We start from the raw sequence: 26462 nt of genomic DNA, 5'->3' as shown, positions 1-26462 counted from the left end.
AACAGGCAATGATTTCGAAACCCTTTCGGGTGCATAATAGTTGCCCCCGGAAGCGGGATGTTTAATCAAAGGACGTATTGATGGGATTGCTCAAGGAAACGCTGATGCGCGTCTTTGTCGGCAAAAGTGGCCGGGAGGCCATTAACGCCTACAACAAAGCGCAATCCCTCGAAGTCCGTGATACGGCAGCCGCCGAACAGATGGCGACCAATGCCCGACAGGCGCGCCGTATTGAAGATCGCGCCATGGCCCATCAGGAAGACGGCATGTCGCTTGAAGAAGCCCGTGCTCTTGCTTTGGCAGAAACCTTGACCGAGCAGGCCGACGCGCCGCATGCGGCAATCCTCAAGGCATTGGATGCCGCCGACGTCAAACTGGGCAAAAAGAAAAGCAAAATGCCGACCAAGGCAGACGCGCGGCGCGAAGAACTGATCGCAGAAGCCGTGTCGGCCTTACGCAAAAAGCAGGTTGATCTTGATAAACTTGATCCAGACCTGCGCGCCAAACTGACGGTTATGGCCGTTGGTGCATTGCTGGGCGGGCCAAACACCCGCCAGTAGTCTGCTTTCGCAGCACCCTCATTGACCCGACAGACAACAGGTTCTAGCGATTGATATCGCGATGAAGGCCCGTGATCAGACCATTGTAATCTGGTTCGTTATCTGCGGTGAGGTAACCGTGCCGGATCAGAAAGTCGATGATCACCAGCGCACAGTTGAATTTGAAGTCAAACCCGCTACGAACAATCTCAGCCACCTCAGCAATTGGCAGAAGGTCAAATCGCTCAACCTCACCATCGGCACATCTTGGTTCAAATGTCTCGGGCAGTTCCAGATCATAATTGACCATGACATCCGGTTTAAGGCCCTCATCAGTCTCATACAGATATGAAACCGTACCGACCGCCTGAAGGCCATCGGCAAGTGAGGATGGAATGTCGGCTTCTTCAGCGCATTCCTTGATCATATTTTCACGAAAGCCAAGTCCTGCGGGCTGCCCACCAGCCACCATATTGTCGAGCATGCCGGGGTAGGTTGGTTTGTCTTGTGACCTTTTGGCAATCCACATGTGAAGACCATCGGATTTTCGGACATAACCGTTCATATGCACCCCCCAGGATCGAAACCCGAAATGGGGCATGGCAAAACGGTCCAGCTGACAGAGTGGGGCTTCTGACAGAGAGGCCCGAACGTCAAACTTTTCGCCGTGCAGGTGCCTTATATGGCCAGTATCGCAAAGCTGAACCGTTGCCCTATGCAAGGTGTCGTTGCGTTGTGCTGGCGTCTGAATATGACGGGCAAAACCAAACTCACCATTTTCATCGCGCACGAAGTCACCGCCAAGCCCGATCAGCGCATTGGCAAAATCGGACCGGACGGCACCAAGTGGTGCATTGCCAATGCGAAAGCGCGCATAGCGTGACAGGTTGGCATTGTTGCAGGCTTTGATATGGTCAAGGTAGGACAAAGGGCACTCCGTCGGTTGGGGCGCACTGCCTTGTGATCAAGATGATCAAGACAGTGCCACGACCCGGACACCCTAGTTCATTGGCCTTGAAACATGCACCATTTTATTTATGGGATGGCGCTGGTTTGATGCGGTGAGGCAGAAGATAACCCTATGCGCTCAGTGCCGAGTTTGAATACCCTTTTTCCGACGTCAGCACCGTATTTACATGCACGATTTGACGCAGGCAGCGCGCGATATGCTCGGCCACTTTGGATTCAAGCTGCTGAATCTGGATGTCGATTTGCAGTTCGTCGTAACCACTATTGGTGCTGGCAACGGTTGAATGCCAGCTGGTCGGTGTCAGGTTACGTTTGGCAAACAGTTCCAATACGCGGGGCATGACGTCCGGTTCGGCTGCGGCGTGGACAGAATAGCAATAGACGGATTTCTTGGGCTGCGCAGTTAGATCAAGCGCAGCATAAGCATGATTGGTCATGACGATGCACACATGTTTTCATTGTATCAAATAGGCGAACAGGCACGTCCCGGCGTCCTCAGACTGCCGGGCTGATAATTCGCGTAATGATGGCAACGAAAATACGGTGATCGGTCATGAAGCTAATTTGCAGTCATTTATTTTCAGAACCGCACGGTTCAAAATTGCTAACCGGGAAAAGATGAACGCGGGAATTCGATCAAATGATCAGTAGCGATGCGATAATGGCCACAATGGTTCCTGCAAACAGGATTTCCATCGAACGGGCAATCTGCTGTTCGCGGGCAATGGCAATAGCAACGGCTTTACGCTTGTTCATCATAGTCACTCCGTCTTCTGACAGGTAGCTTCGGGGTGCCTCAGGGCACAGAACGAATATAGGCAGGCAAAAGGGCGCGATACAAGGGCTCTGACTCAAAAAACGTCAAAAAACTTTCAACCTGATGGAAAAGGTCGCTTTTTTCCTGCTGTTTTTGTCACAAATGCGGTGTTGCCCAAATCAGGCGACGACAGTTTCGGGTAAACGGTTTAACGCGCCTCGGATCCAGAGACCCGATTCGCGCTTTTCGCCAGATCAGTTGAGATATCCTGATCGTTGCTGTTCGGATGGACAACATGCCAATATTCGTTGATCGGGCGGGGGTAGCCGTATTTGTACCCTTGAACCTCATTGCAGTCGTTATCGGTCAGGAACCTTGCCTGATCATCAGTTTCAACGCCTTCTGCAATGACAGAAAGGTTAAGATCATGGCTCAGGTTTATCACCGCACGCACAATCGCTACCGCCTGATCATTGCCGATCAGTTTGGCAATAAAGGACTGATCAATTTTGATCCGGTCGACCGGGAAGTTTTGCAACGTCGCCAGCGATGAATACCCCGTCCCGAAATCATCCATTGCGATGCGAACACCAAGTTTCTTGATCTCGGACAGGATCTTCATTGATCTGGCCGGGTTGTGAATAAGTGCTGTCTCGGTAACTTCAAGTTCAAGGCGTCTCGGATCAAGACCGCTTTGTTCAACAATTCTGCGAACGATGTTTGGAAGTTCAAGGTCCTGCAATTGAACAGCCGAGAGGTTGACGCCAATGCCAAGCGGTTTTCGCCAACTGGCTGCTTCCTGACATGCCTTGCGCAGCACCCATTCGCCGACCTGATTGATCAAACCGGTTTCTTCGGCGACCGGTATAAAACGACTGGGCGGTATGTTGCCCATTTGCGGATCGTTCCAGCGCAAAAGGGCCTCAAATGCCATGATTTCATGACTGTCTGCATGGCATTGCGGCTGGTAATGGACTTCCAGCGTATCGTTTTCCATTGCCTGACGCAGATTGGATGATAGTTGACGCTTGAAGCGGTATTCCTCGTCCATTTCCGACGAATAAAATACCGTATCATTGCCGCCCGACTGCTTGACCCGATACATGGCAAGGTCGGCATGGAACAGGATGGCCTCGGCATCCTCGCCGTCGGATGGATAATGTGCAATGCCGATGCTGCCAGACAGTTTTGCCCGGTGGTTATTATTGATAAAGATCGGGATGGCGATGCAATCAAGAATGTCTTGCGCGACTGCGCGCGCATTTGCCGATGCAAGCGCCACGTCGGGTCGGTTTTGATGATGAAGCAATACAACGAACTCATCACCGCCAACCCGTGCGATTGTAATATTGTCTGAGTTCAGCTTGCTCAGCCGTTCGCCGAGTTCACGCAACGCATGATCGCCTGCGATGTGGCCAAAGCTGTCATTGAGTTCCTTGAAATGATCAAGATCAAGACACATCACCGTCATCGGCACGCCGGTCTCGTCGGCTTCAATGATTGCTTCGGTAATACGATCATTAAAGGTCGTTCTATTTAAAAGCTGTGTGAGTGAGTCATGTTCTGCGAGGAACCGGATATGCTTCTCGGCGGCGTGACGTTCGCGCAGGTCACGCAGGCCAAAAATCACAGTGTTGTCGGAAAAGTCATCGGCCGGGATTTCACGGCGTATGACTTCAACCGGAACATCGACCTGATCGCGTGTGCGAAGGGATGTTTCAACGTAATTGATGCTCCCACCGCGAAAAGCTTGCGGAACTTCGGTCAGCCAGTGCGACAGGAATTCGCTGTCATTGACCTCGTCCTGCCTGGCATTTACCAGCCGCAAAAAGCTCTCGTTGGTTTCAATCACCCGACCATTTTGGGTCAGGACGAGTGCTTCGATGGCTGAGTCGCCCAGAATGCGCATCCGGTTGCTGACATGGGCACGCAGTTGGCGGTCGACCATGGCAGTGATAAAGCCAATGGCAATCAGGATTGTGACAATAACCGCCACACCAACAGACAGATATTCGCTTGATATCAACTGTGCTGGCACCCGCATTGTCGGGTCAGGCGTAATGATCAGGGCCCCCATGGCACTGAAATGCATGGTGGCAACGGCGATCGTCAGGTTGGTCTTGCCCCACAACATCTCGCGTGTGGTGCGTGCCGACCCGGCCAGCCAAAGTGATATCATGCCAAACACTGCACCCAACAGAATGGCTGCGATCACGATATCCATGTGCCAGCTGATCACGCCCGGAACGCTCATTGCCGACATGCCGGTGAAATGCATGGCCGAAATACCAAGCCCGACAATCAAGCCACCGACCACCCGTGACAAAACCGGATGCGGGCCACGGAACGACGCAATCGCAAAGCCGACACTGGTCGCGGCAATGGCAATCACCAGCGAAACCGCGGTTAAAACCGGATCGTAGCCAACGGGCACAATCGGATCATAGGCCAGCATTGCAATGAAATGCGTTGCCCAGATTGCACTGCCGGTCACAACACCGGTCAGGAACAGCCAGGCGATCCTTTGGCGAAGACGTCCGATACAGGCGCGCGCATACAGATTGAAGGCAGTATGAATGCCGCCAAGCCCCAGTAATACAGCAACCAACACCAGAACGATGTCGTGTTGCGTTGTAAGGCAATCATATATTCTGTACATCTACATGCCGATCAATTCGGAAATAATCATTTATTCCCAAGTGGTAAGCGAATTTACTCGCATGATTTTATTTCTGAACCCGGGTGCAAAGCAAACGTATTTGTTTTGTGAAGCCCGAAGGTTCTGCACAACTGCCGCTTCTGATTGAATATGGGGTTGTTTTTGCACTTTATCGTGCGGCAGTTCTATTTTACCCAAAGACGGTCGTAACCAAGCTCACGTGATTGCACTACGTAAGAAATGGCAAACCGGATGTAACTTCATCAAAACATTCGGGTGTTTGATACCTCAATAGGTAGGTCCTTTTCTAAGGCCTAACGAATTGTGAGGTCGGTTTCGCCAATCGTTTTCGGTGCCTGTCCCGGACGCGTAAAGGTGACTTCGCCGTGATAGGATCCCGCAGGCCATAAGTTGCCCGGGCGATCCATATTGATAAAGAACCATTTTGCGCGTGGTCCCTGGTCATTGGGCAGGTCGATTGTAAAATCGCGATGCCCGCCTTTGCCATTCGGACTTTGTAGGCTGAGGCGGATGACGTCGCCATTATTGGCACCAATCAGATATGCCCAAAAATACAAAGCAGGGGCTGAACGCGGTAATTCAAGCTCTTTACCGTATCCCCGTTTCAAATCCGATGCATTGGGTCGCGCCATTGAAAAACCATGACCATACAGCGTGACATCATTGTATGTCATTTGTTGGCGCGCTGTTGACGACCAAAGAACTGCGTTTTCGGCTGTGCAGTCACTGGTCGAACTTGCGCCCATAACGGTGCCACTGAACGGATCAACGAGTTGTTTGTCTTTGCGCAGGTTGAAATGCAGATGCGCAAAGGTTGCCTGACCGGACATGCCGATCTGGGCGATCGCTTGCCCACGACTGACCGTGTCACCGTTTTTCACCGCGACCGATCCGCGGCGTAAATGGCAATATTGGCTTTGCCAGCCGTTCGCATGGTCAATCAGGATGCCATTGCCGCATTCGATGCCCTCAAGGTTGTCTTTATCCAGACGACCGGAATCAATGTCCTCGACCCCTTCGCGAAGGGCTGTGACGGTGCCGTCTGCAATCGCACGTACCGCGACACCCGATAACATAGTGGCTTCATCCGGGATGGCAAAATCCGTTCCGCGGTGGCCGTTATAGGTTGTCGTACCACACGCATAATCGCGAATTTCCGGGCCTGCATCATGATCGACATAATGCACGATCTCGCATTCGCCATTCAGGCAATCGACGGGTAAATCAAACGGGGGACCATCTGCGTGGGCAATGCCACCAAATGACAGGGTTGCGAACACACACAGCATAAGTGTCCGAAAACGTCCTGTTGGGTTTGGCATGCAGGCCCTCCTTGGTGCTCCGTCGAGCGGATTAAACATGTGGTGCATCACGAAACGCTTATTATCTAACATAATGGTGATCGCGTCGCGACCAGCAAGATATTGTTTGTACGTGTGATTATCCGTTATCAATTCAAGGTGACACAGTTGATCCATCCTTATGGAGGGTCAAACTGTAACCTCAGGAAACGTCAAACAGGTTTCCAGCACAGTTTAAGGCAGTGGGACCCATGGATCAGAACGGATTGCTTCGGCTCGGCATCTTTGCCACCATATTGGCCGTCATGGCCCTGTGGGAAGCCGTTGCGCCTTATCGTCCCCGTGAAGCTGTGCGTCGGCCAGTACGGTGGCTGACCAATTTTGGTTTGTTGCTGATCAGTGCGGCCTTAACCCGCTTTACGGTCGGGGCGGCCATGATTGCGACCGCCATCTGGGCCGGGCAAAATGACTTGGGCTTGTTTAATCTGGCCGGGGTTCCGCCCTTTCTTGCCGGACTGATCGCGATTGTGGTTCTTGATTGTGCGGTTTATTGGCAGCATCGTTTGACTCATATTGTTCCGCTGTTCTGGCGGTTTCATCGGGTGCATCATTGCGATGTTGAATTTGATGTTTCAACCGCCGTGCGGTTCCACCCCGTCGAAATTATTGCATCGGCTGGCTATAAATCGTTCTTCGTTTTACTGATTGGGGCCGATCCGTGGGCGGTGGTTGTCTATGAAAGCATGCTCAGCGGCTTTGCCCTGTTTAACCATGGCAATGTCCATTTTCCCGCACCGTTTGATCGCATCTTGCGGACGCTAGTTGTCACCCCTGATATGCACCGGGTTCATCATTCCAGCGTGACGACCGAAACCAACAGCAACTATGGAAATATCCTGTCAGTGTGGGATCGCCTGTTTGTCAGCTACATTGATCATACAAAGACCAATGATCATGACATGCAGATTGGTTTGGATGAATTTCGTGATACCAAAAGCCAAAGTTTGCTTGGGGTGCTGTGGCTTCCATTTCGCCAGCCATGATGTACAATCCTCATACGTATGAGGATATTGGTCAAGATGGCACAATTCCGCGCACAGCAAGGGCCGATGCCACCAAAGACCGCCGACCATCGGCTTTGCCGCCAAGGAAAGCCCGCATCGTTGCCTGCTGCACATCATGGGCAAGTTCGGGCGACAGGTTGGCGAAAAATTCCCGGATCAGGCTGTGCGCGCCCAAAAGAGACTGCCAGTAATCATCAAAATCCAGAAAGTCCATGCGCACCGCAATGGTTGTCGTATCAACATCATGAAGTCCGGCGTCTGCCCACAGATCAAATAATGCATCCTCGTTCTGATAAGGCACATCAAAAACCTTTTTGCGCAGGTCTTCTCCCGGTCCATCGACCAGAATGGCGGCCGCATCAAGAAACAAACGGATAAAGGTCAGCCCGCCCGCGCGGTCCCATACTGTGGCGGCAATCCGGCCTTTGGCGCGGGTGACGCGGACCATTTCGCCAACGGCACCGGCCGGACCATCCAGATCGTTCAACAGCAATTGCGAAAAGGCAGTGTCAAAACTGTCATCGGCAAACGGAAGGGCCGATGCATCGCCGGTTTCAAACCGGACATTGGTCGCCGTATTGCGCAGCGCCTCGGTCAGATAATCGGTCATCAGGTCGATGCCGACGATGTTTGCCTTGGGGTAACGGGTGGCTGCGGCCAACGTCAAACTGCCCGTGCCACAGCCGACATCAATCAGGGAACCACACGATGGCGCGGCGACAAAATCAAGGAAGCTGCGCGACAAACGGCGGCTCCAGCGGCCCATGGCAATCTCATAGATATCTGCGCTGGTCGAATTCATAAGCGTGCGTTTCCTTGAAATAGGGTCAGTATGCCACGGTGATTTTTATGAGGGCATAAAGACCTGTATCCGAATTACCAAGCCCTTGATGTGTCGTCTTTTTTCCTAATTGCAATATACATCCAACAGCATGTTCGACGAAATAGGCATTGCCCAATCTTGAACTTGCGCAATAAAGTTACAAAATATTGCGATGCAAAAATTAACTACAAGCGCGTAAAGCGCAAGGTCGATACCGACTGTGACAGGCAAGGAAACTGACGATATGAAAGAAATGAACGGACTGGAAGGGCTGTATCTCGAAGATCTGGAGGTGGGCCAGTCCGCGAGTTATGGCAAGACGGTAACGGAAACCGATATTGTCATGTTTGCCGGAATGTCGGGTGATACCAATCCGGTTCACCTTAATCAGGAATACGCCGAAACCACCATGTTCGAAGGGCGTATTGCCCACGGGATGCTGTCGGCGGGCTTCATTTCCACGGTGCTGGGTACCAAATTGCCCGGCCCGGGAACGATTTATCTTTCACAAAGCCTGCAATTCAAGGCACCGGTACGCATTGGTGATACGGTTACGGCCAAGGTCGAAGTCCGCGAAATCATTGCAGCGAAAAAACGCGCTATCCTTGAAACCAACTGCTATGTCGGGGACCGCTGCGTGATCGTGGGCGAAGCCGTTGTTATGGTGCCCAGCCGGGCTTAAACACATTTTCGAAATCCTCACATGGTATGGCTATAAGATGTTTCCGCCAAAGGACTGCGCGTTTTTTGGTGGAAAAGTCTTTACGCTTTGGGCCTGCGCCCTTTATAGCTGCCTGCTGGATTTGCCGATATGCTGTCGGCTGACATGGACCCAAGCAGCAAGAGAGACCAGCGCGAATGCGCGTTTTTCGATCTTTTGAAAACCTGACCGATGAGGCGCGCGGCGCTGTTGTTGCGATTGGTAATTTCGATGGTTTGCATCTGGGGCATCAATCGCTTCTTGATCAGGCGCGTGAGATTGCGCGCGACCTTGGCGTGCCGCTGGCAATCCTGACATTTGAGCCCCATCCCCGCATGCTGTTCCGTGCCGATGATCCGCCCTTTCGCCTGACATCGGCAGATGACCGCGAAACCGCGGCCAGCAACATTGATATCGATCTTTTCTATGAAGCGGAGTTCAACCGCGATTTTGCCGCCATGAGCGCAGAAGAATTCATCGAGCGGGTTCTGGTCAAAGGGCTTGGCGCCAAACATGTCGTGGTTGGCTGGGACTTTTGCTTTGGAAAAGGACGGGCAGGTGATGTTGATTTGCTGCGTTCCATTGGCCAAACATCCGGGTTTGGTGTGACGGCGGTTGAGGCCGTGACCCATGATAACGGGATTGTTTATTCCTCAACCGCAATTCGACAAGCCCTGCGCGATGGCCGTCCACAGGATGCCACCCATCTGTTGGGGCGTCCGTGGGAAATTGCCGGAATTGTTGCGCATGGGGATGCACGGGGTCGCACCATCGGGTTTCCGACGGCCAATGTTGCCTTGGGCAATCATTTACGTCCCAAATTTGGTGTTTATGCCATCGAACTTGGCCTGATTTCGCAAGATGACGGTCAAACGGTGGAACGTTGGGTGCGCGGAGTCGCAAACATCGGTGTGCGTCCGAGCTTTGGCGGCGATAATGATGCCGGGCTTGAAGCACACCTGTTTGATTTCGATCAGGACATCTATGACCGCCCTGTTCGTGTGCGGTTACACGGCTTTATCCGGGGCGAAAAGAAGTTCGACGGGTTGGATGCGCTAAAGGCCCAAATCGCATCCGATGTCGTTGCTGCCAAAGAGATTCTCGGCAAGATTTGAATTTATCGACGAACCCGCTATGATCCGCGCGCCTTTTAAGGGGTAGCCGTAATCACCGGGGGTTCGCCCTTTTTAATTTGTTCAAGACCACAGGACCGTCACGATGAGTGTCGAATACAAGAAAACCGTTATCCTGCCCAAAACCGATTTCCCGATGCGGGCGGGTTTGCCAAAGATGGAGCCCACCCTGCTCGCGCAGTGGAAGGATGAGGATCTCTATGGCAAAATTCGCGGTATTTCGGCAGATCGTGAAATGTTTGTCCTTCATGATGGCCCGCCCTATGCCAACGGCCATCTGCACATTGGTCATGCGCTGAACAAAATCCTAAAAGACGTGATCACCCGGTCGCAGCAAATGCTGGGCAAGAACGCGGTTTATGTTCCGGGCTGGGATTGCCACGGTCTTCCGATCGAATGGAAAATCGAAGAGCAATACCGTGCCAAAGGCAAAAACAAGGACGATGTGCCAATCGCCGAATTCCGCAAGGAATGCCGCGAGTTTGCCGAGAAATGGCTCGATGTTCAGCGCGAAGAGTTTAAACGTCTTGGCGTGATGGGCGACTGGGATAACCCCTATGTCACCATGGACTTCAAAGCTGAAGCCTCCATCGCGCGTGAGCTTGGCAAGTTCCTGATGAACGGGTCGCTCTATATGGGCTCCAAACCGGTCATGTGGTCGGTGGTTGAAAAAACCGCCCTGGCCGAGGCCGAGGTTGAATATCACGACCACACCAGCAAAACGATCTATGTCCGTTTCCCGGTGCGTGAGACCAAGGTCGATCTGCTTAAAGACACCGCGATTGTCATCTGGACCACGACGCCATGGACCATTCCGGGCAACCGTGCGATTTCCTATGGCGACGATATCGAATATTCGGTGATCGAAGTTACCGAAACCGCCGAAGAAGCCTGGGCGACGGTTGGTGAGAAGATGGCGGTTTGTACCGATCTTCTTGAAGACATGTGCAAAAATGGTCGCGTGACCGGCCATAAGGTAGTCGGCACTTTCAAGGGTTCCGAGCTTGAAGGCACGGTTGCGGCCCATCCGTTCCGCGGGCAGGGCTATGAGTTTGATGTGCCACTTCTGGCAGCGGACTATGTCACGACCGATACCGGTACCGGGTTCGTGCATACCGCACCGACCCACGGCCCGGACGATTACCAGACCGGTTTGAAATATGGTCTCGAAATCCCGGAAATGGTCGATGGCGACGGTGCCTATTATCCGACAGTGCCGCTGTTTGCTGGCAAGCGCATCTATGATGAAAACGGTAAGGAAGCAGACGCCAACGAAGCCGTCATTACCAAACTGATCGAAGTTGGTGCCTTGTTGTCGCGTGGCCGTTTAAAGCACTCCTATCCGTGCTCGTGGCGCTCCAAGGCACCGGTGATCTATCGCACCACCCCGCAGTGGTTCATTTCCATGCAGGACAACGATCTGCGTGAAAAGGCGCTCAAAGCGATTGATGAAACCCGCTTTGTGCCCGAAGGCGGTCGTAACCGTTTGCATGCCATGATTGCCAACCGTCCCGATTGGTGCGTATCGCGCCAACGTGCGTGGGGTGTGCCGATCACGGTGTTCATTGATAAAAATACCCGTCAGCCGTTGCGTGATCAGGAAGTCCTTGATCGTGTTTACGAAGCGTTCTGTGCCGAAGGTGCCGACGCGTGGTTCATCCGCGACGCGCAGTATTTCCTTGGCGATAAATACGATGCCAATGATTTTGAACAGGTCACCGACGTTCTTGACGTCTGGTTTGATTCCGGTTCGACCCATGCCTTTGTGCTTGAAGAACGTCAGGACCTGAAATGGCCGGCGGATTTGTATCTTGAAGGGTCCGATCAGCATCGTGGCTGGTTCCACAGCTCGCTTCTTGAGTCGTGCGGAACGCGCGGTCGCGCGCCGTATGAAGCGGTTCTGACCCATGGTTTTGTGCTTGATGGCAATGGCCGCAAAATGTCGAAATCGCTCGGCAACGTTATTGCGCCAAATGACATCATCGACAAGCTTGGTGCCGATATCCTGCGTTTGTGGGTGGTAAGCTCGGACTATCATGACGATCTGCGCATCAGCCATGAAATCATCCAGCGTCATTCGGACGTCTATCGTCGCTTGCGCAATACACTGCGCTTCTTGCTGGGCAACCTTGACGGCTTTACCGAGGCGGAAAAAGTTCCTGACAATGAACTGCCAGAACTCGAACGCTGGGTTCTGCATCGTCTGAGCCACCTTGACGATATGGTGCGCAAGACAACGGCAGATTACGATTTCCATAGCATGTTCATCGAACTGCACAACTTCTGTGCGCTCGACATGTCGGCCTTCTGTCTCGACATCCGCAAAGACGCGCTGTATTGCGACGCGCCAAGCAGTGCGCGCCGCCGTGCCGCACGGACGGTGATGGATCGCGTGTTTGACAGTCTGGTGCGCTGGTTGGCACCGGTTCTGTGCTTTACCGCCGATGAGGCATGGCGTGCGCGCTATGGCGCGGACAGTTCTGTCCATTCTGAAACCTTCAATACGGTTTCAGATGGCTGGAAAGACGATGCATTGGCCGCCAAATGGGCGAAAATTCGTAAATTGCGCCGTGTTGTCACCGGTGCGCTTGAACTTGAACGGGCAGAAAAACGCATTGGGGCCAGCCTTGATGCCGCACCAACGGTTTACGCGACAGCGGACTATGTCGAAGCACTCAGCGGCCTTAATCTTGCCGAAATTGCCATCACATCTGACATCGAATTAGTCACGGGTGATGCACCGGAAGGTGCCTATACCCTTGACGATGTTGCGGGTGTTGGCGTTGTGCCGGGATTGGCCGATGGGGATAAATGTGAACGCTGCTGGCAGACACTGCCGGAAGTGGGCAGCCACGCCGAACATAAAACCATCTGCAACCGTTGTGCGGATGCTGTCGATGAAATGGGAATTACCGCCGCCGAATAAGGTATGTGGTTTTCTGGCGCTGGCTTGTCCTTGGGCGGGCCTCGACCGGTAAGTGTGAAAGAGTATTGATGAAGCGTCGCGCCTTTGTGTTTGGTCTGATTGTCATTGCGGTGGTTTTTGCGCTGGACCAATGGACCAAGCAGCTTGCGATTGACGGGTTGTCCAACCCGTTCCGCGTGATTGAAGTCACACCGTTCATGAACTTTGTGCTGGCGTGGAACCCGGGCGTGTCGTTTGGCCTGTTTCAGGGGCAGGCACCATGGGTGATGATCGCTGCAACAGCGGCGATCACGATTGGCTTTTGCATATGGATGTGGCGCACGCGCGATCGTATGCTACGTTTGGCACTTGCGCTGGTTGTGGGCGGGGCGATTGGCAACCTTGTGGATCGTCTGCGTCATGGTGCGGTAACCGATTTTATCGACCTGCATGTGGCCGGATATCACTGGCCGGTTTTCAATATTGCCGACAGTTCGATTACAATTGGTGCAGCGCTACTGTTGATCGATTCCCTTTTTGGCGGTAAAAAATCAGTTAGATAATTTAAGACCGGTGTAATTCCACCCGGTCACGATGTGTATAAGAGGCAGGAATGGCCCGGAAACTGACGACCAATCTGTTTAAAATTGCGCTTTTGGGTGGGCTCGCCCTTGGTGTTGCCGGTTGCGAGTCAACGCGCGAAACCTTTGGCCTGAATAAACAGGCACCTGACGAGTTTCAGGTTGTCTCGCGCGCACCGCTCAGCCTGCCGCCTGATTTTACCTTGCGTGTTCCTGAACCGGGTGCGGCACGTCCGCAGACCGGAACCACCACCGATCAGGCCCGCCGCATTTTGACTGGCGAAGATCCCAACGGCGTTAAACGTGACATTTCTGAAGGCACGCGCAGTAAGGGACAGGTCGCACTGCTGTCGCAATCGGGCGCGCAATATGCATCGCCTGATATCCGCAATACCGTGGATCGGGAAACCTCGATCTTTATTTCGGAAAGCGACAGCGTTGTTGATGACCTGATCTTCTGGCAGGACAAGCCAGAATATGGCACCACGGTTGATCCGGCGGCTGAGGCAAAACGCATCCGCGATCAGCAGGCGCTTGGCGACTCTGCTGCTGGCGGTGGCGACACCCCGGTGATCGAACGCAAACAAAAGGGCTGGCTTGAAGATATCTTCTAAGCCGATCTTGCCATCTGGGCGCACTAAGCCACAGTTTTGAGATTTCATCAGGGGCGCGGAATTTCCGCGCCCTTGTTCTGTCATATTCGGTTTTTAAGAACTTCCTGTCGCGATATCCCTGAGCCCAAAAGTGCCGGGATCGCAAAGCAACCAGTTTGCACCACCATGCCTGATGGAATGGGATGACATAATGAAAATTCCGACACTATCCGTAATGTTTGCACGCATGCCTGTGACGGCGTCGATGCTGGCCGCTGTGATGATGGTTATGATGCCGCATCTGTCACAGGCGGCGGTTTTCAATCCGCAAACCGTAACCCTTGATAACGGTATGCAGGTGGTGCTGGTGGAAAACCACCGTGCCCCCGTCGTCACCCAGATGGTCTGGTATAAGGTCGGTTCTGCTGACGAACAGCCCGGGATTTCGGGCATTGCGCATTTTCTTGAACACCTGATGTTCAAGGGCACCAATGACATCGCACCGGGCGACTTTTCCAAGATCGTTGCGCGCAATGGCGGCAATGACAATGCATTTACCTCGTGGGACTACACCGGCTATTTCCAGAATATCGCACGTGACCGTCTTGATCTGGTGATGAAGATGGAAGCCGACCGGATGGCGAATTTACAGTTGTCTGATGATGTTGTCCTACCGGAACGCGATGTCATCATCGAAGAACGCCGGTCGCGGATTGATAACAATCCCGGCGCCCTTCTGGGCGAGCAGATGCGTGCAGCCCTTTATATGGCGCATCCCTATGGTCGGTCGATCATTGGCTGGATGAATGAAATGGAGCAGCTGTCGACCAAGGACGCGCTTGATTTCTACCACGAATGGTACGCCCCCAATAACGCCATTCTGGTAGTGGCTGGCGATATCACGATGGATGAATTGCTGCCGATGGCCAAAAAATACTATGGCGTCATTCCGCGCGGCGACGTTTCCACCCGTCACCGGGTCAAGGAACCGGTCCAGCATGCCCCGCGCAAGGTCACCATGCGTGATCCGCGCGTTGGTCAGGCCTCCATGTCGCGCTATTACCTGGCACCATCTTATAACTCTGAGAACGCGGCTGACGCGGCCCCGCTTGAGCTTTTGAGCGAGATCATTGGATCGGGCACGACCAGCCGTTTCTTCAAGGCATTGGTTGTCGATCAGTCGATTGCGTCCAGTGTCGGGACCTTCTATGACCCGGTGGCTGTCGATCTGGCAAGCTTCGGGCTTTATGCCGTGCCACGCGGTGATGGCGAGTTGGCCGATCTTGAAAAGGCGGTTGATGAGCAGATTGCCAAGCTCAAAACCGATGGCGTGACCGAGGATGAACTCGACCGTGCCAAGCAGAAGCTTCTGGATAGTGCGGTCTTTGCCCGTGATTCCCTATCTGCTGGCGCGCGCGTGCTGGGGCAGTCACTTGCGGTTGGTTTAACCGTCGATCAGGTCGAAAGCTGGCCAGATCGGATTTCGGCCGTCACGGTTGATCAGGTCAACGAAGCCGCCAAGCACGTCTTTAATGACAAACAATCTGTCACCGGCTGGTTGATGCCACCCGAAGGCGGGCCTGTATCGGGCAGTGGCCCCGCTATTCCACTGGATTCCGGCGGGGGAGTACATTGATATGAACTATTTTACAAAACACATTGCCGGACTGACCGTTGCCGCCTTTGCGACCTTTGGTCTGGCAAGTCAGGCCAAAGCTGTCGAAGTACAAGAAGTTGTTTCTGACGGCGGCATTCGGGCCTGGTTGATCGAGGATCATCTCAATCCGCTGATGACCATGGACATTGCCTTTACCGGTGCTGGGGCGTCGACCGACCCGGATGGTAAGCTTGGTCTGGCCAACATGGTGTCGGGGCTGATTGACGAAGGGGCGGGCGAAATGGACAGCCAGACCTTCCGCGGTGAAATGGAAAACCGCTCGATCAGTCTGTCTTTTGATGCCGGGCGCGATGATTTCGCCGGGTCGCTGGTGACCTTGACCCGCGAACGCGATACGGCGATTGATCTGTTGCGTCTGGCGTTGTCCGAGCCACGCTTTGACGATGAAGCAATTGAACGCATCCGTGCGCAGATCGTCTCGGGCTTGAAAAGTGCGGAAAATGATCCGCGCGACATTGCCAGCCGGACGTTCTTTAAATCGATCTTTGGCGATCATCCCTATGCCCGTCCGGTATCAGGCAATTTTGACACCGTGGCATCGCTTAACGCCAATGACTTCCGGGGTTTTGTCCGTCATGCCTTTGCCAAGGACAACCTGATCATTGGGGTGGCGGGCGATATTACGGCCGATGAACTTGGCCCGTTGCTGGATGAGGCATTCGGCAGTTTGCCCGATCATGCCGATCTTCCGGCTATTGCCGACGTCACACCGACATTTGGTGCGGTGGATGTGGTGGAGCAAGACATCCCGCAAAGTCAGGCGATCTGGGGCCAAAAAGGCATCAAACGTACCGATCCTGATTTCTATGCCGCCTATGTGATGAATTACATCCTCGGAGGTGGTGGCTTCTCGTCACGCCTGACCGAGGAAGTCCGCGAAAAGCGCGGGCTCGCTTATGGCGTCTATAGCTACTTGGCCGATCTGGATCATGCGGAAATGATGATGGGCGGGGTTGCCACACGCAATGACGCGATTGGGCAAAGCCTGTCACTGATCAGTACCGAGTGGACCAAGATGAAGGACACCGGCGTGTCACAGGAAGAACTTGATAACGCCAAATCCTATCTGACCGGCGCGTTTCCGCTGCGCTTCACCAGCCTTGGCAATCTGTCGGGAATGCTGGTCGGTATGCAAAAAGAAGACCTTGGCATGGACTTCCTGGATCGCCGCAACAGCCTTGTCGATGCCGTCACCCTTGATGACGTCAACCGGGTTGCCGGTGAACTGATGGACCCGGCCAATGTTACTGTAACGGTGGTTGGTAAGCCCGAAGGCGAACTGGCCTTCTGATCGAAAATGCCCAATTTGAAAAGTTGCAATGCACGGTGAAATGGATTTCGCCGTGCATTGTGTTTTGATAAGGTTATTCTCATAAAAGTTGAGGGTAAGCTTATGTTTGGAAGTGATAAGTGTCCTATTTGGGGAACTGAAGCGAAGATTTGGCCGTCTGATGGTTCGGACGGTAGATGCGTTAACTCTGCGAGGTGCGGGGGAGTATATGAGATTACCCGCCATGCAGAGACAAACCTCAGAGGCATAGATGATGTCTTTAAAGCTCGTTTGACTACATGGCTAGTCGATCAGCGCCGGATGGGTTCGGAAATGCCTCACGTGACGGTGAAGGTACTGGAATTTATTCAAGTTGCGCTCCCCCTCCCGGTGCATGACCGCGTCATTAGACTTCTGAACCACTTTGCTTCGAAGCAAACTCACATTGGAGCCAGCATCGATATCGCTATATCAGGGCTCTCGGAGCACCTTTATACTGATGGCCTCTCTGAAGTGGGAAATTTTTGTGCTGCTGTCAGTGAGTCTTTGAATGATTTGGAAATTGGTTTTTTGATTGAGCAACTTGAAGCGAGTGGTTACATCAAAAAAACTGGTAGAGAAAAATGCCAGATAACTTTGGATGGTTATCGGAAAATTGAAGAAGATTCTCGAAGAGAAAAAATTTCGAAGAACGCATTTGTAGCAATGTGGTTCGGTGAAGAAATGCAACATGTGTATGATGGAGCAATTGCACCTGGAATCATTGACGCCGGTTATGAGCCCGTTCGCATAGACAAAAAGCAGCACAACAATAAAATTGACGATGAAATTGTTGCTGAAATACGTCGAGCTCGTTTTGTCGTCGCAGATTTTACCCACGGTCCTAAAGAGGGAATGCGAGGCGGTGTATACTACGAAGCCGGGTTTGCGCGCGGTTTGGGTTTAGAGGTGATTTCCACATGTGAAGGCAGTTTGTTGAAGGAGAACAAAATTCACTTCGACACTCGGCAATTTAATCATATCGGATGGTCATCGAGCGAACTCGAAGGCTTTCGGAAAGCTCTTTCCAATCGCATATCCGCTACAATTGGCGACGGACCGTTACGCAATTCCTGATATGCAAATGTTGTTTTACTAGGAGAGCGCGGCGAAAGAGATTTCGTCGCGCTCTATGCTTTGATAGGTTCATCTCAACCAAGATCAACACATCAAGATTACGAGCATCGCCCACATGACCCTGCGCGTCCTGCCCCAGAACCTGATCAACCAGATTGCCGCCGGTGAGGTGGTCGAACGGCCTGCGGCCGCACTCAAGGAACTGGTGGAAAATGCGCTGGATGCCGGGGCGACGCGGGTGGACGTCAATCTGCGCGATGGGGGGCGCACGCTTTTGTCGATCACTGATGACGGCAAGGGTATGACACCCGAAGAACTCGCCCTTTCGGTAGAACGCCACGCGACGTCAAAGCTGCCCGACGATGATCTTTTCAATATCGGCTTTATGGGGTTTCGCGGTGAAGCCCTGCCGTCGATTGGCTCTGTCTCGCGGATGCGCCTGACCAGCCGGGTGCGCGGTGCGGAAAATGCATGGACACTTTTGATCGAAGGCGGGGCCAAGGGGGAGCCCGAACCAGCAGCCCATCCATATGGTACGCGGGTTGAGGTGCGCGATCTGTTTTACGCCACCCCGGCACGGCTGAAGTTTTTAAAAACCGCGCGGACCGAGCAAATGTATGCCCGTGAAATCATGGACCGTCTGGCGATGGCGCGCCCTGATGTTGGCTTTACCCTGTCGGGCGATAACAACAAATCGATCCTGAATTATCCTGCCTGCGAAGGTGATTTGTTTGATGCGCGGCTTAAACGGCTTGGGGCGGTGATGGGCCGCGAATTTCAGGATAACGCGCTTCAGATTAATGCCGAACGCGAAGGCATCAAACTGACCGGCTATGCCGGGGTGCCGACCTTAAACCGTGGCAATGCGCAGATGCAGTTTTTGTTCGTCAATGGCCGTCCGGTTAAGGACAGATTGTTGCAAGGTGCTGTGCGTGGCGCCTATCAGGATTTCCTGGCACGCGATCGTCATCCGTTACTTGCATTATTCTTTGAACTTAGCCCGCGTGATGTTGACGTTAACGTCCATCCGGGCAAGACCGAAGTGCGTTTTCGCGATCCGGGCATGGTGCGCGGCCTGATTGTAGGCGCACTTAAACATGCGCTGGCAGGTGCTGGGCACCGGGCGTCGACGACCGTGGCTGATATGGCACTGGGGGCCGTTCGCCGTGAAGGGCAAGGACCAAGTCTACCCTATGGTGGCGGGGCGCGATCATCTGGCGGTGGTGGTTTTAACATCGGCCAATATCAGGCCAATACCCCCAGTCACGCGGCAATAGAACGCAACTATGCCGCCCAATCGCCGGGCTATGGCGGGTTGTTTGATCGTGGACGTGATTTTGGCGGTACACCGGACGCAAATGGTGGCTTTGCCGTTGCTGCTGCCGCGGCCCTTGCGGGGGGCTATGATGGTGTGGGACCATCCGCGCGCGTTGACATGACCGATGATACCAAATTTGTCGATCATCCCTTGGGGGCGGCGCGTGGGCAGGTGCATGCCAATTATATCATCGCGCAAACCCGCGACGGTTTGGTGATTGTCGATCAACATGCCGCCCATGAACGCATTGTCTATGAACGGATGAAGGCCGACTTGGCCGAAAGCGGGGTCAAGCGACAGGGATTGCTCTTGCCCGAGGTGGTCGAACTTGACGAGGCATCGGCGGATCGCATTGGCGACCGGGCCGACGAATTTGCCGAACTTGGTCTGGTGATCGAGCCCTTTGGCCCCGGTGCGATTGTTGTTCGCGAAGTGCCAGCGATGCTGGGCAAGGTTGATGTCGCGTCCTTGGTGCGTGACATGGCCGACGAAATTGCCGAGCTGGGGCAGGGGATGTTGCTGAAAGACCGGCTGATGTATGTCTGCGCGACCATGGCCTGTCATGGCTCGGTGCGGTCGGGGCGTAAGCTGAATGCCGATGAAATGAATGCATTGCTGCGCCAGATGGAAGCCACCCCGCATTCCGGGCAGTGCAATCATGGCCGCCCGACCTATGTCGAGTTGAAACTCCATGACATCGAAAAGATGTTTGGTCGCAGATAGGGATTAAAACCAATGGCAGATCGCATTGTGGAAATTGCATCCCTTTCAGATGCAGATGCGATTAGTGCATTGTTTACCCGGTCTTATTCCGAGCTTCTTAAAGACGACTACCCGCCGGACGTTCTCGCCCGCGCCATGCCATTCCTGTCTTTTGCCAAGCCAGAGTTAATGTCGTCGGGCAGCTATTATCTGGTGAAGGAAACAGGCAAACGCGTGATCGCGGCAGGTGGATGGACCGCCGTACGCCCCGGAGCTTCGGGAAAGCCAGTTCAGCCGGGACTGGCGCATGTACGCCATTTTGCCGTTGATCCGGAGTTTACCCGTCAGGGGTTGGGAAAGGTGCTCTTTGATCGCTGCGTACATGATGCAAAGGCGGCCCATACAGCAACCCGGTTTGAATGCTATTCAACCCTGTCTGCACGCAGGTTCTACGAAAAACTTGGCTTTGAAGTCATCGGGACGTTTGAAGCCCCCTTTGCATCTGACTTTACGTTTCCAAGCTTACATATGGTCTGCGAGCTTTAAGCGATTAGCTGCGCAGTTTCAAATTGCGGGGCAGGCGGGTGTTGGTGTTGACGCGGGCGCGCTGGATCTGTTCGGCAAACAAGCCATTGGCACCGCTTAAATCCGCATCCCTGAAGTCCGCCCCGGCAAGGTTCGTGCCGCTGAGATCACAATTGATCAGATGCATGCCCTTAAAGCAGGCATTGGATAGATCGGACCCCAGAAACACGGTATTGCGCAGCGTCGCCTCGTTAAACCGTGCGCCGGATAAACGGCTGGCGGCAAGATTGGCACTTTCAAGGTTACTTTCAACAAAGTCAGCCGCGGTCAGGTCACACCGTCGAAGAACCGCATTCTTGCAATTGGCGTTTCTGAAAGACGCAAAACGAAGGCCGCATCGGCTAAGATCAATGCCTTCAAGATCAGCATCGCGCAAATCGGCATGTTCAATTGCCATGACCGACCCTTCCTTACCGCCGGTATCGACCCAAAGCTTGTGATCCACAAGGGCTGCTTGCAGATCAATTTCAACAAGCTCCTCTTCATCAATCTCGGGCTCGGCGTCAACCTCAACCTCACGCTCACCGGCAACGTCGGCCTGTTTTGAGACAGACGCAGGGACTGGTTCTTCTTTGGCGAGTTCTTTTGGACTTGCTGCAACGGGGACTGTGTCTTCTTCGGCTTCTGTGGTTTCCGCCGCGACCTTCTGTGGTTTTGATTTCGGCTTTGGCTTTTTGGGCACAGGATCTGGTTTTAAAAGCGCGCGCGCGGCAATTGCCGCTTTGATGTTGCGGGCATCAAGAGATTCCTTGTCTTGATTAGCAACTCCGGCAAGTTCGCCATCATCAAAGGTTTGTTTGTTCGTGCTATCTGGCAGAGATGTTGGCTCAGGTTTCACAGCAGTATCGCTGCGGCGTCGGCCATTTGGTTTAATCGTGACGGACGCAGATGCCGGTGCGCGGGCCTTGTCGCTGTGCCGACGCTGCTTGGTTTCTGAAACACTTTCGTCTTCGGGTGACGGTACGGTGTCGTCTTTGGCTAAGTCCTGTGGCCGTGCGGGACCGAAGTAATCATCTTGAAGAACAAACCGGCGCGGCTTTTTCATCACGGATGTAATGATCTTGCGCAACCGTGCCGGATCAACAGGCTGGCGGAAGATGCCTTCTATGCCGGCATCAACGGCCTCACGCATGGCGCGACGGTCAAGTTTTGGCGCACCAAGCAGGATGGTGACATCCTTGCCGTGGCGGTTGGTGGCCGTGATGCTTTCGCGGATCGAACGGATGGTCGAAATGCCGCGCATGCCATCAAGGTACAGACCCACCAGAACGATGTCGGGCTTTAAGGAACTCACAAGTTCAACGGTCTTTTCACGGTCATCGCAGCGAATGAAGTCGCCAAATCCAAGAGGATCAATCGCTTCCTTGGCGGAACGAATGTTGCGTTCGCTGTAGTCGGCATACAGGATCGTTTTATTGTTGTTTTCTTGCATCGTCATGATGCGTGAATTCCTATTGTTGCCAAACGCGTTAAGCAGCGCGGATTTCGTCCCTGCCACGCGGTTCACTGCGCAGTTGGTTAAATATACCGATCACTGGTTCCCCGGAATGCTGAAGGTTCGACGCCTTGTTGTCGAGGCTTCTTCGGGCGTTGTTGGGCCGTCTTGGGCCGAGCTTTCACTTTGGGCAGTATCTTCTTCATTCTGACCGGTGGGTGCAGCACTGCCATTTGTCGTCCCATCTGGTTTGTTGCTTTCGACCATTTCGATGGTGATCGCAACCCGACGGTTTTGTGATCGTCCTTCCGGGGTGTCATTTGTCGCAATCGGACGGCTGTCACCATATCCCTGAATGACCATCCGCGACGGTTCTGTGCCGTTCTGATCAATCATATGATGCAAAACGGACGTCGCACGTGCTGCGGAAAGGTCCCAGTTTGATATATAGGGAGACGAAGACGAAACCGGAATATTATCGGTGTGACCTGCGATATGAACTTCACCGTCAGTCTGATTGATCACGGGCGTAACGCGGTTCAGGACGGCGGCGAATTCTTCTGTCATGCCCGAAGAACCCGACGGAAAGGCCAGCTCATTTGGAAAGCTTACGATCACATCACCATCAATGCGTTCCAGCCCGACTTGATCGCTAAGTCCCATGTTTTCAAGAACGGTACTGAGTGTTTCTTCAAGGGCTTCGGCTTTTTCTTCTTTGCTGTCGGTCTGATCGATCTCGACTTTCGGCGTTTCGGCCTTTGGAATTTCTGCAACAACCCGTGGGGTATCGGGCGTTGGTGCCTTTAGGGCCTTGCCAACAATCGACCCGTCCATTTCAATTACACCGGCAAGCTGATCTTCTTTGGAAAAACCAAAGGCACCTTTGATCGACCCTGCGATTTGCTTGTAACGGATGACATCCATCTCAGCAAAGGTCAGCAACAGAACGAATAAAACAAGCAGCAACGACATCAAATCGGCGAATGTCGCCATCCATGCGGGGGCGCCTGCTGCGGGTTTCTTTGCCATGGCCTTACACCATGTTCCGGATGAAAGAGGATGCCATGATTATTCCCCGTCGCCTTCGGCATCTTTGGGGATGCCACCGGGCAAATAGGGACCCAGAATTTCCTTCATCACCATAGGGCTCTGGCTGCCTTGAATTTGAACGACAGACTCAATGATCAATTGTTTGGTGTTTTTCAGACGATCAACCTTAAGGGCCAGTTTATCGGCAATCGGAAGGGCAATCAGGTTGGCAAGAACCGCGCCATAGAATGTTGTCAGCATGGCAATCGCCATCGCCGGCCCAATCGCATCAGGATCAGACAGGTTGGCCAGCATCTGCACCAGACCAACCAGTGTGCCGATCATGCCAAATGCTGGCGCGGTATCGCCAATCCCGCGGAACATCAGTTCCCCGAGCTCATCATTTTGAATGGATTTTTCAACTTCGCTTGAGATCGAACTTCGGATCACTTCGCCGCTGTGGCCATCGACACACATGCGAATGCCACGTGCCATGATCTCGTTGTCGACTTCTGCTGTTTCAAGACCAAGCAACCCGTTTTTGCGGACAAGACCGGCAAGTTCGATGGCTTTCTCATAGATCGAAAGCGGGTCTTCCTTGGGGTTCTTAAAGGCGATGCCGATCCCGATCTTGAGTGACTTGATCACATCGCGCATCGGAAACTTGATCAGGGTTGCGGCCGCTGTGCCGCCAAACACAACCATGATAGACGGCACATCAACAAAAGCACCAAGATTACCACCGATCAAAATAGCGCCAACAATAACGCCCGATCCGGCAAGGATCCCAATGAGTGTCGCAATATCCATATCGGTTTCTGGTGTCCAGCGTTATGACTGTTTTTGTATCACCTGATCAGCCGCAGCAGATAAATCCGTGCCCCGGATAGACGAGGCGGTGCGTCGCGTCACAGATGTCGGGCGAAAAGTCTTCATCGGTTTATGATTGTGGCCTGAATGTCGATTAGTCCCCCTTTCAAAGAGTTGGGGGCTGTGGCGTCCTTTTTCCATAAAAAATCTGACAACTTTTCACGCCTGTAACCGTGATCGACCCGGGAACTCTACAAACTGCTTGTAAAGCTATGGCATTGGGTTAGGTCGATCTATACTTTTGGCATTAAATGTTTGTTGCCAGACTTTTAGCCAAGCCTCAACCCCATCGTAAGGATAATTACCCTAATTCAAACGATGAAATGCCAAAGGTCATGTCAAGTTCAAGTGCCGGTGCTGTGCCTTTATACATCCGCGCGGTTTCAAATTCAGGCTGCATGCCATGGCTGCTGGCAAGCTCAATTGCCGCCTGATTGGGTTCGGGCACATCGAGAAATACTTTGCCACCCTGATCGGCGCGACGTGCCAAAAGGGCGTCAAACAGCACCTTGGCATCTTTGGGGTTTGGGGCAAAAAGCGGACCGACCTTGTGACCCTCTTCACAGGGGCGAATGACGCCGTATCCGCGCAACCCCATCGGGCCCTGTAGTGCAATCGCCGTGTGGTTTGCAGCACCAATCCAGCCGCGCAGGAATTCAATCCGGCTTTCGGCAAACAGCTTGCAGGTTTGCTCAAACGCATTGATGACGGCGATGTCATCAATCAACAGATCAAACAGATCGTCATTGTCCGGGCTTTGGGCCTTCACGATGCCGCCATATCGGACATTGCGGTGGGCAAATTCAAAACCGGATTTGCGATAGTTATCTTGCTGATCGACAACGCCATCAAGTCCGATGGTTTTAAGCGGGTTGTCTTTTAAAACCGTTTGCCACAACTTGTATCCAAGGCCCGATCCACGGCGGTCTTCGCGGCATATATAAAATCCGACAAATCCAAAATCGGAACTGTACTGCACGGCGGATATCACCGCCGCCATACCCTTTTTATCGAACGCGCCCCAAAAGCCCTCAGGGTCAGTATTGAAAAATGCCTCGGCGTCAGCATGGCCGGGATTCCAGCCTTCTTTGGCAGCCCATTCAACGGCCAATGTGAATTCAGACGGTTTGAGACGGCGGATTTTATCGATCATGGTCGGGTCTTTATACTTTCAGGAGCTTGCCGGGCGATACACATGCGCGCCAGCGTGGGTCTATGAATTTGTCTAAATATCTAACATGGCAGTTGCTATTTCATGAGAAATTTTGTTAAGAATGACTATCAGTGTTATTCTCAATGTTGTATGTGTTGATCAATACATTTTCATCCTGTCGAGAGCCCCATGCCATCACCTGTTTTAACCGCCAAAACCCGCATAGCCCTTCCTGACAGTGCTGCGATCATCGCGCGTGCATCAGACTATTACAAAAGCCATGACTGCGATGTGCAGGGTGATGCGAACGCCATCAGGGTTTCGGTATCCATCGGCCATGTTCACCTTGCCTGCAACGATGCTGGTTTGGATATCGAGGTCGGCGCAACCAGCGACGTTGGCGTTATCCAGATGAAATCGGCGATCATTTCGTTGCTCCAGGGCGCCTTGCCCGAGGCAAATCTTGATTGCCGCTGGAAGGGGGCCGGGAAAAGCAACGGCAAGCTGCCCAATTTCCGCGAACTTACTGTCGGAAAAGTGACCGATCTTTCGCCCCATATGCGCCGGATCAGGCTGCATGGGGCGGATATTGCGGCTTATGACACCGACAGCATCCATATCCGTCTTTTGATCCCACCGCGCGGGCAGGTGGCCCCAAAATGGCCAACGCTTGCCGATAATGGCATGCCGGTTTGGCCTCATGGCGAAGACACCATCGAACAGCGCATCTATACCATCCGTGATATCAATGCTGCGGCGGGCTGGATGGATGTTGATTTTGTCGTGCATGGCGATAATGGGCCGGGATCATCCTTTGCCATACATGCTTGCACAGGCGATCTGGTCGCCATGACCGGACCGCTTGGCAACGAATTGCCTGATGCGGACTGGATGTTGTTCGCCGGGGATGAAACCGCCCTTCCGGCGATTGGCCGCTACCTTAATGCCATGCCGCCCCACGTCAAAGGCCATGCCATGATCGAGGTCGGTAGCAAGGATGACATCATCGACATCGCCACCGACAGTGCGATTGAAGTCCGCTGGCTGTTACGCGATTGTGGTGATGATGTTGAACACAGTCTCATTCAGGATGCTGTGCGCGTCATCTCCATCCCGAAGGACGCACTCAGTGTTTATTGCTGGGCCGGGGTGGAGCAGGATGACTATAAACCGATCCACAATTTCTGGCGCAAGGACATCGGATTAACGCGTGATCAATGTCTGGCCATGACGTTCTGGCGCAAGGCCGGTCGAGGATAAT

At 53.2% G+C, this 26462-nt stretch carries 22 protein-coding genes; 13 read left to right on the top strand and 9 right to left on the bottom strand.

Features of this window, described 5'->3' with window-relative positions:
* Positions 1 to 80: 80 nt before the first annotated feature.
* Positions 81 to 560, top strand: coding sequence for a hypothetical protein (locus tag AMM48_RS05605; protein ID WP_101299157.1), 480 nt, complete (start codon positions 81 to 83; stop codon positions 558 to 560).
* Positions 561 to 603: 43 nt separating this feature from the next.
* Here AMM48_RS05605 and AMM48_RS05600 read toward each other — a convergent pair whose 3' ends face one another.
* The 4 genes from AMM48_RS05600 to AMM48_RS05585 all read right to left on the bottom strand — a co-directional run bounded on the left by AMM48_RS05600 (position 604) and on the right by AMM48_RS05585 (position 6267).
* On the bottom strand, positions 604 to 1467 hold the full coding sequence (locus tag AMM48_RS05600; protein WP_102783267.1) for a DUF4743 domain-containing protein: 864 nt from the start codon (positions 1465 to 1467) through the stop codon (positions 604 to 606).
* Positions 1468 to 1618: 151 nt separating this feature from the next.
* Entirely contained in the window at positions 1619 to 1945 is a 327-nt protein-coding gene (locus AMM48_RS05595; protein ID WP_102783266.1) for a hypothetical protein, read from the bottom strand.
* A gap of 528 nt (positions 1946 to 2473) precedes the next feature.
* Entirely contained in the window at positions 2474 to 4924 is a 2451-nt protein-coding gene (locus AMM48_RS05590; RefSeq protein WP_102783265.1) for a bifunctional diguanylate cyclase/phosphodiesterase, read from the bottom strand.
* Between the two features lie 314 nt (positions 4925 to 5238).
* Complete coding sequence (locus AMM48_RS05585; RefSeq protein ID WP_102783264.1) at positions 5239 to 6267, bottom strand: M23 family metallopeptidase; 1029 nt, start codon at positions 6265 to 6267, stop codon at positions 5239 to 5241.
* Between the two features lie 230 nt (positions 6268 to 6497).
* On the opposite strand from AMM48_RS05585, the gene AMM48_RS05580 reads away from it, so the two are divergent.
* Positions 6498 to 7289, top strand: a complete 792-nt coding sequence (locus AMM48_RS05580; protein WP_102783263.1) for a sterol desaturase family protein — start codon at positions 6498 to 6500, stop codon at positions 7287 to 7289.
* 31 nt (positions 7290 to 7320) lie between these two features.
* Here AMM48_RS05580 and AMM48_RS05575 read toward each other — a convergent pair whose 3' ends face one another.
* Complete coding sequence (locus AMM48_RS05575) at positions 7321 to 8112, bottom strand: class I SAM-dependent methyltransferase (RefSeq protein ID WP_022731102.1); 792 nt, start codon at positions 8110 to 8112, stop codon at positions 7321 to 7323.
* 274 nt (positions 8113 to 8386) lie between these two features.
* Here AMM48_RS05575 and AMM48_RS05570 point away from each other — a divergent pair, with 274 nt between their 5' ends.
* The 10 genes from AMM48_RS05570 to AMM48_RS05525 all read left to right on the top strand — a co-directional run bounded on the left by AMM48_RS05570 (position 8387) and on the right by AMM48_RS05525 (position 20675).
* Positions 8387 to 8815, top strand: coding sequence for a MaoC family dehydratase (locus AMM48_RS05570; RefSeq protein WP_102783495.1), 429 nt, complete (start codon positions 8387 to 8389; stop codon positions 8813 to 8815).
* 176 nt (positions 8816 to 8991) lie between these two features.
* Positions 8992 to 9948 carry a bifunctional riboflavin kinase/FAD synthetase gene (locus AMM48_RS05565; protein WP_102783262.1) on the top strand — a complete coding sequence of 319 codons (957 nt, stop codon included), beginning with the start codon at positions 8992 to 8994 and terminating at the stop codon, positions 9946 to 9948.
* Between the two features lie 103 nt (positions 9949 to 10051).
* On the top strand, positions 10052 to 12892 hold the full coding sequence (ileS, locus tag AMM48_RS05560; protein WP_102783261.1) for an isoleucine--tRNA ligase: 2841 nt from the start codon (positions 10052 to 10054) through the stop codon (positions 12890 to 12892).
* A 68-nt stretch (positions 12893 to 12960) separates the two neighbouring features.
* Positions 12961 to 13434 carry a signal peptidase II gene (lspA, locus tag AMM48_RS05555; RefSeq protein ID WP_102783260.1) on the top strand — a complete coding sequence of 158 codons (474 nt, stop codon included), beginning with the start codon at positions 12961 to 12963 and terminating at the stop codon, positions 13432 to 13434.
* A 50-nt stretch (positions 13435 to 13484) separates the two neighbouring features.
* Positions 13485 to 14066, top strand: a complete 582-nt coding sequence (locus AMM48_RS05550) for a DUF3035 domain-containing protein (RefSeq protein WP_102783259.1) — start codon at positions 13485 to 13487, stop codon at positions 14064 to 14066.
* Between the two features lie 190 nt (positions 14067 to 14256).
* Entirely contained in the window at positions 14257 to 15681 is a 1425-nt protein-coding gene (locus AMM48_RS05545; protein ID WP_102783258.1) for a pitrilysin family protein, read from the top strand.
* A gap of 1 nt (position 15682) precedes the next feature.
* Entirely contained in the window at positions 15683 to 17014 is a 1332-nt protein-coding gene (locus tag AMM48_RS05540; RefSeq protein WP_102783257.1) for a pitrilysin family protein, read from the top strand.
* A gap of 102 nt (positions 17015 to 17116) precedes the next feature.
* Positions 17117 to 18109, top strand: coding sequence for a hypothetical protein (locus AMM48_RS05535; RefSeq protein WP_146030384.1), 993 nt, complete (start codon positions 17117 to 17119; stop codon positions 18107 to 18109).
* Positions 18110 to 18224: 115 nt separating this feature from the next.
* Positions 18225 to 20150 (top strand): DNA mismatch repair endonuclease MutL, encoded by a 1926-nt coding sequence (mutL, locus tag AMM48_RS05530; RefSeq protein WP_102783255.1) that lies wholly within the window; start codon positions 18225 to 18227, stop codon positions 20148 to 20150.
* Positions 20151 to 20162: 12 nt separating this feature from the next.
* A complete protein-coding gene (locus AMM48_RS05525; protein WP_102783254.1) occupies positions 20163 to 20675 on the top strand; it encodes a GNAT family N-acetyltransferase in 513 nt (170 codons plus the stop codon).
* Between the two features lie 4 nt (positions 20676 to 20679).
* Here AMM48_RS05525 and AMM48_RS05520 read toward each other — a convergent pair whose 3' ends face one another.
* From AMM48_RS05520 to AMM48_RS05505, 4 genes are all read right to left on the bottom strand, one after another.
* Positions 20680 to 22152, bottom strand: a complete 1473-nt coding sequence (locus AMM48_RS05520; protein ID WP_102783253.1) for a pentapeptide repeat-containing protein — start codon at positions 22150 to 22152, stop codon at positions 20680 to 20682.
* A gap of 93 nt (positions 22153 to 22245) precedes the next feature.
* A complete protein-coding gene (locus tag AMM48_RS05515; protein ID WP_102783252.1) occupies positions 22246 to 23178 on the bottom strand; it encodes an OmpA family protein in 933 nt (310 codons plus the stop codon).
* Positions 23179 to 23217: 39 nt separating this feature from the next.
* Positions 23218 to 23988, bottom strand: a complete 771-nt coding sequence (locus tag AMM48_RS05510) for a MotA/TolQ/ExbB proton channel family protein (protein ID WP_102783251.1) — start codon at positions 23986 to 23988, stop codon at positions 23218 to 23220.
* Positions 23989 to 24349: 361 nt separating this feature from the next.
* Entirely contained in the window at positions 24350 to 25201 is an 852-nt protein-coding gene (locus tag AMM48_RS05505; RefSeq protein ID WP_102783250.1) for a GNAT family N-acetyltransferase, read from the bottom strand.
* A 189-nt stretch (positions 25202 to 25390) separates the two neighbouring features.
* Here AMM48_RS05505 and AMM48_RS05500 point away from each other — a divergent pair, with 189 nt between their 5' ends.
* Positions 25391 to 26461, top strand: a complete 1071-nt coding sequence (locus tag AMM48_RS05500; protein ID WP_102783249.1) for a siderophore-interacting protein — start codon at positions 25391 to 25393, stop codon at positions 26459 to 26461.
* The last annotated feature ends 1 nt before the right edge of the window (position 26462 follow it).

The sequence above is a fragment of the Thalassospira sp. GB04J01 genome, from assembly GCF_000751115.1.
Classification (GTDB): Bacteria; Pseudomonadota; Alphaproteobacteria; order Rhodospirillales; family Thalassospiraceae; genus Thalassospira; species Thalassospira lucentensis.
The sequence above is the reverse complement of the archived record's forward strand: the minus strand, read 5'-3'. Positions and strand labels throughout refer to the sequence as shown.

Bases quoted from the DNA above. Each gene is read 5' to 3' on its own strand.
- AMM48_RS05605 (WP_101299157.1), top strand. From the start codon at position 81: ATGGGATTGCTCAAGGAAACGCTGATGCGCGTCTTTGTCGGCAAAAGT.
- AMM48_RS05595 (WP_102783266.1), bottom strand. From the start codon at position 1,945: ATGACCAATCATGCTTATGCTGCGCTTGATCTAACTGCGCAGCCCAAG.
- AMM48_RS05590 (WP_102783265.1), bottom strand. From the start codon at position 4,924: ATGTACAGAATATATGATTGCCTTACAACGCAACACGACATCGTTCTG.
- AMM48_RS05585 (WP_102783264.1), bottom strand. From the start codon at position 6,267: ATGCCAAACCCAACAGGACGTTTTCGGACACTTATGCTGTGTGTGTTC.
- AMM48_RS05580 (WP_102783263.1), top strand. From the start codon at position 6,498: ATGGATCAGAACGGATTGCTTCGGCTCGGCATCTTTGCCACCATATTG.
- AMM48_RS05575 (WP_022731102.1), bottom strand. From the start codon at position 8,112: ATGAATTCGACCAGCGCAGATATCTATGAGATTGCCATGGGCCGCTGG.
- AMM48_RS05570 (WP_102783495.1), top strand. From the start codon at position 8,387: ATGAACGGACTGGAAGGGCTGTATCTCGAAGATCTGGAGGTGGGCCAG.
- AMM48_RS05565 (WP_102783262.1), top strand. From the start codon at position 8,992: ATGCGCGTTTTTCGATCTTTTGAAAACCTGACCGATGAGGCGCGCGGC.
- ileS (WP_102783261.1), top strand. From the start codon at position 10,052: ATGAGTGTCGAATACAAGAAAACCGTTATCCTGCCCAAAACCGATTTC.
- lspA (WP_102783260.1), top strand. From the start codon at position 12,961: ATGAAGCGTCGCGCCTTTGTGTTTGGTCTGATTGTCATTGCGGTGGTT.
- AMM48_RS05550 (WP_102783259.1), top strand. From the start codon at position 13,485: ATGGCCCGGAAACTGACGACCAATCTGTTTAAAATTGCGCTTTTGGGT.
- AMM48_RS05545 (WP_102783258.1), top strand. From the start codon at position 14,257: ATGAAAATTCCGACACTATCCGTAATGTTTGCACGCATGCCTGTGACG.
- AMM48_RS05540 (WP_102783257.1), top strand. From the start codon at position 15,683: ATGAACTATTTTACAAAACACATTGCCGGACTGACCGTTGCCGCCTTT.
- AMM48_RS05535 (WP_146030384.1), top strand. From the start codon at position 17,117: ATGTTTGGAAGTGATAAGTGTCCTATTTGGGGAACTGAAGCGAAGATT.
- mutL (WP_102783255.1), top strand. From the start codon at position 18,225: ATGACCCTGCGCGTCCTGCCCCAGAACCTGATCAACCAGATTGCCGCC.
- AMM48_RS05525 (WP_102783254.1), top strand. From the start codon at position 20,163: ATGGCAGATCGCATTGTGGAAATTGCATCCCTTTCAGATGCAGATGCG.
- AMM48_RS05520 (WP_102783253.1), bottom strand. From the start codon at position 22,152: ATGACGATGCAAGAAAACAACAATAAAACGATCCTGTATGCCGACTAC.
- AMM48_RS05515 (WP_102783252.1), bottom strand. From the start codon at position 23,178: ATGGCAAAGAAACCCGCAGCAGGCGCCCCCGCATGGATGGCGACATTC.
- AMM48_RS05510 (WP_102783251.1), bottom strand. From the start codon at position 23,988: ATGGATATTGCGACACTCATTGGGATCCTTGCCGGATCGGGCGTTATT.
- AMM48_RS05505 (WP_102783250.1), bottom strand. From the start codon at position 25,201: ATGATCGATAAAATCCGCCGTCTCAAACCGTCTGAATTCACATTGGCC.
- AMM48_RS05500 (WP_102783249.1), top strand. From the start codon at position 25,391: ATGCCATCACCTGTTTTAACCGCCAAAACCCGCATAGCCCTTCCTGAC.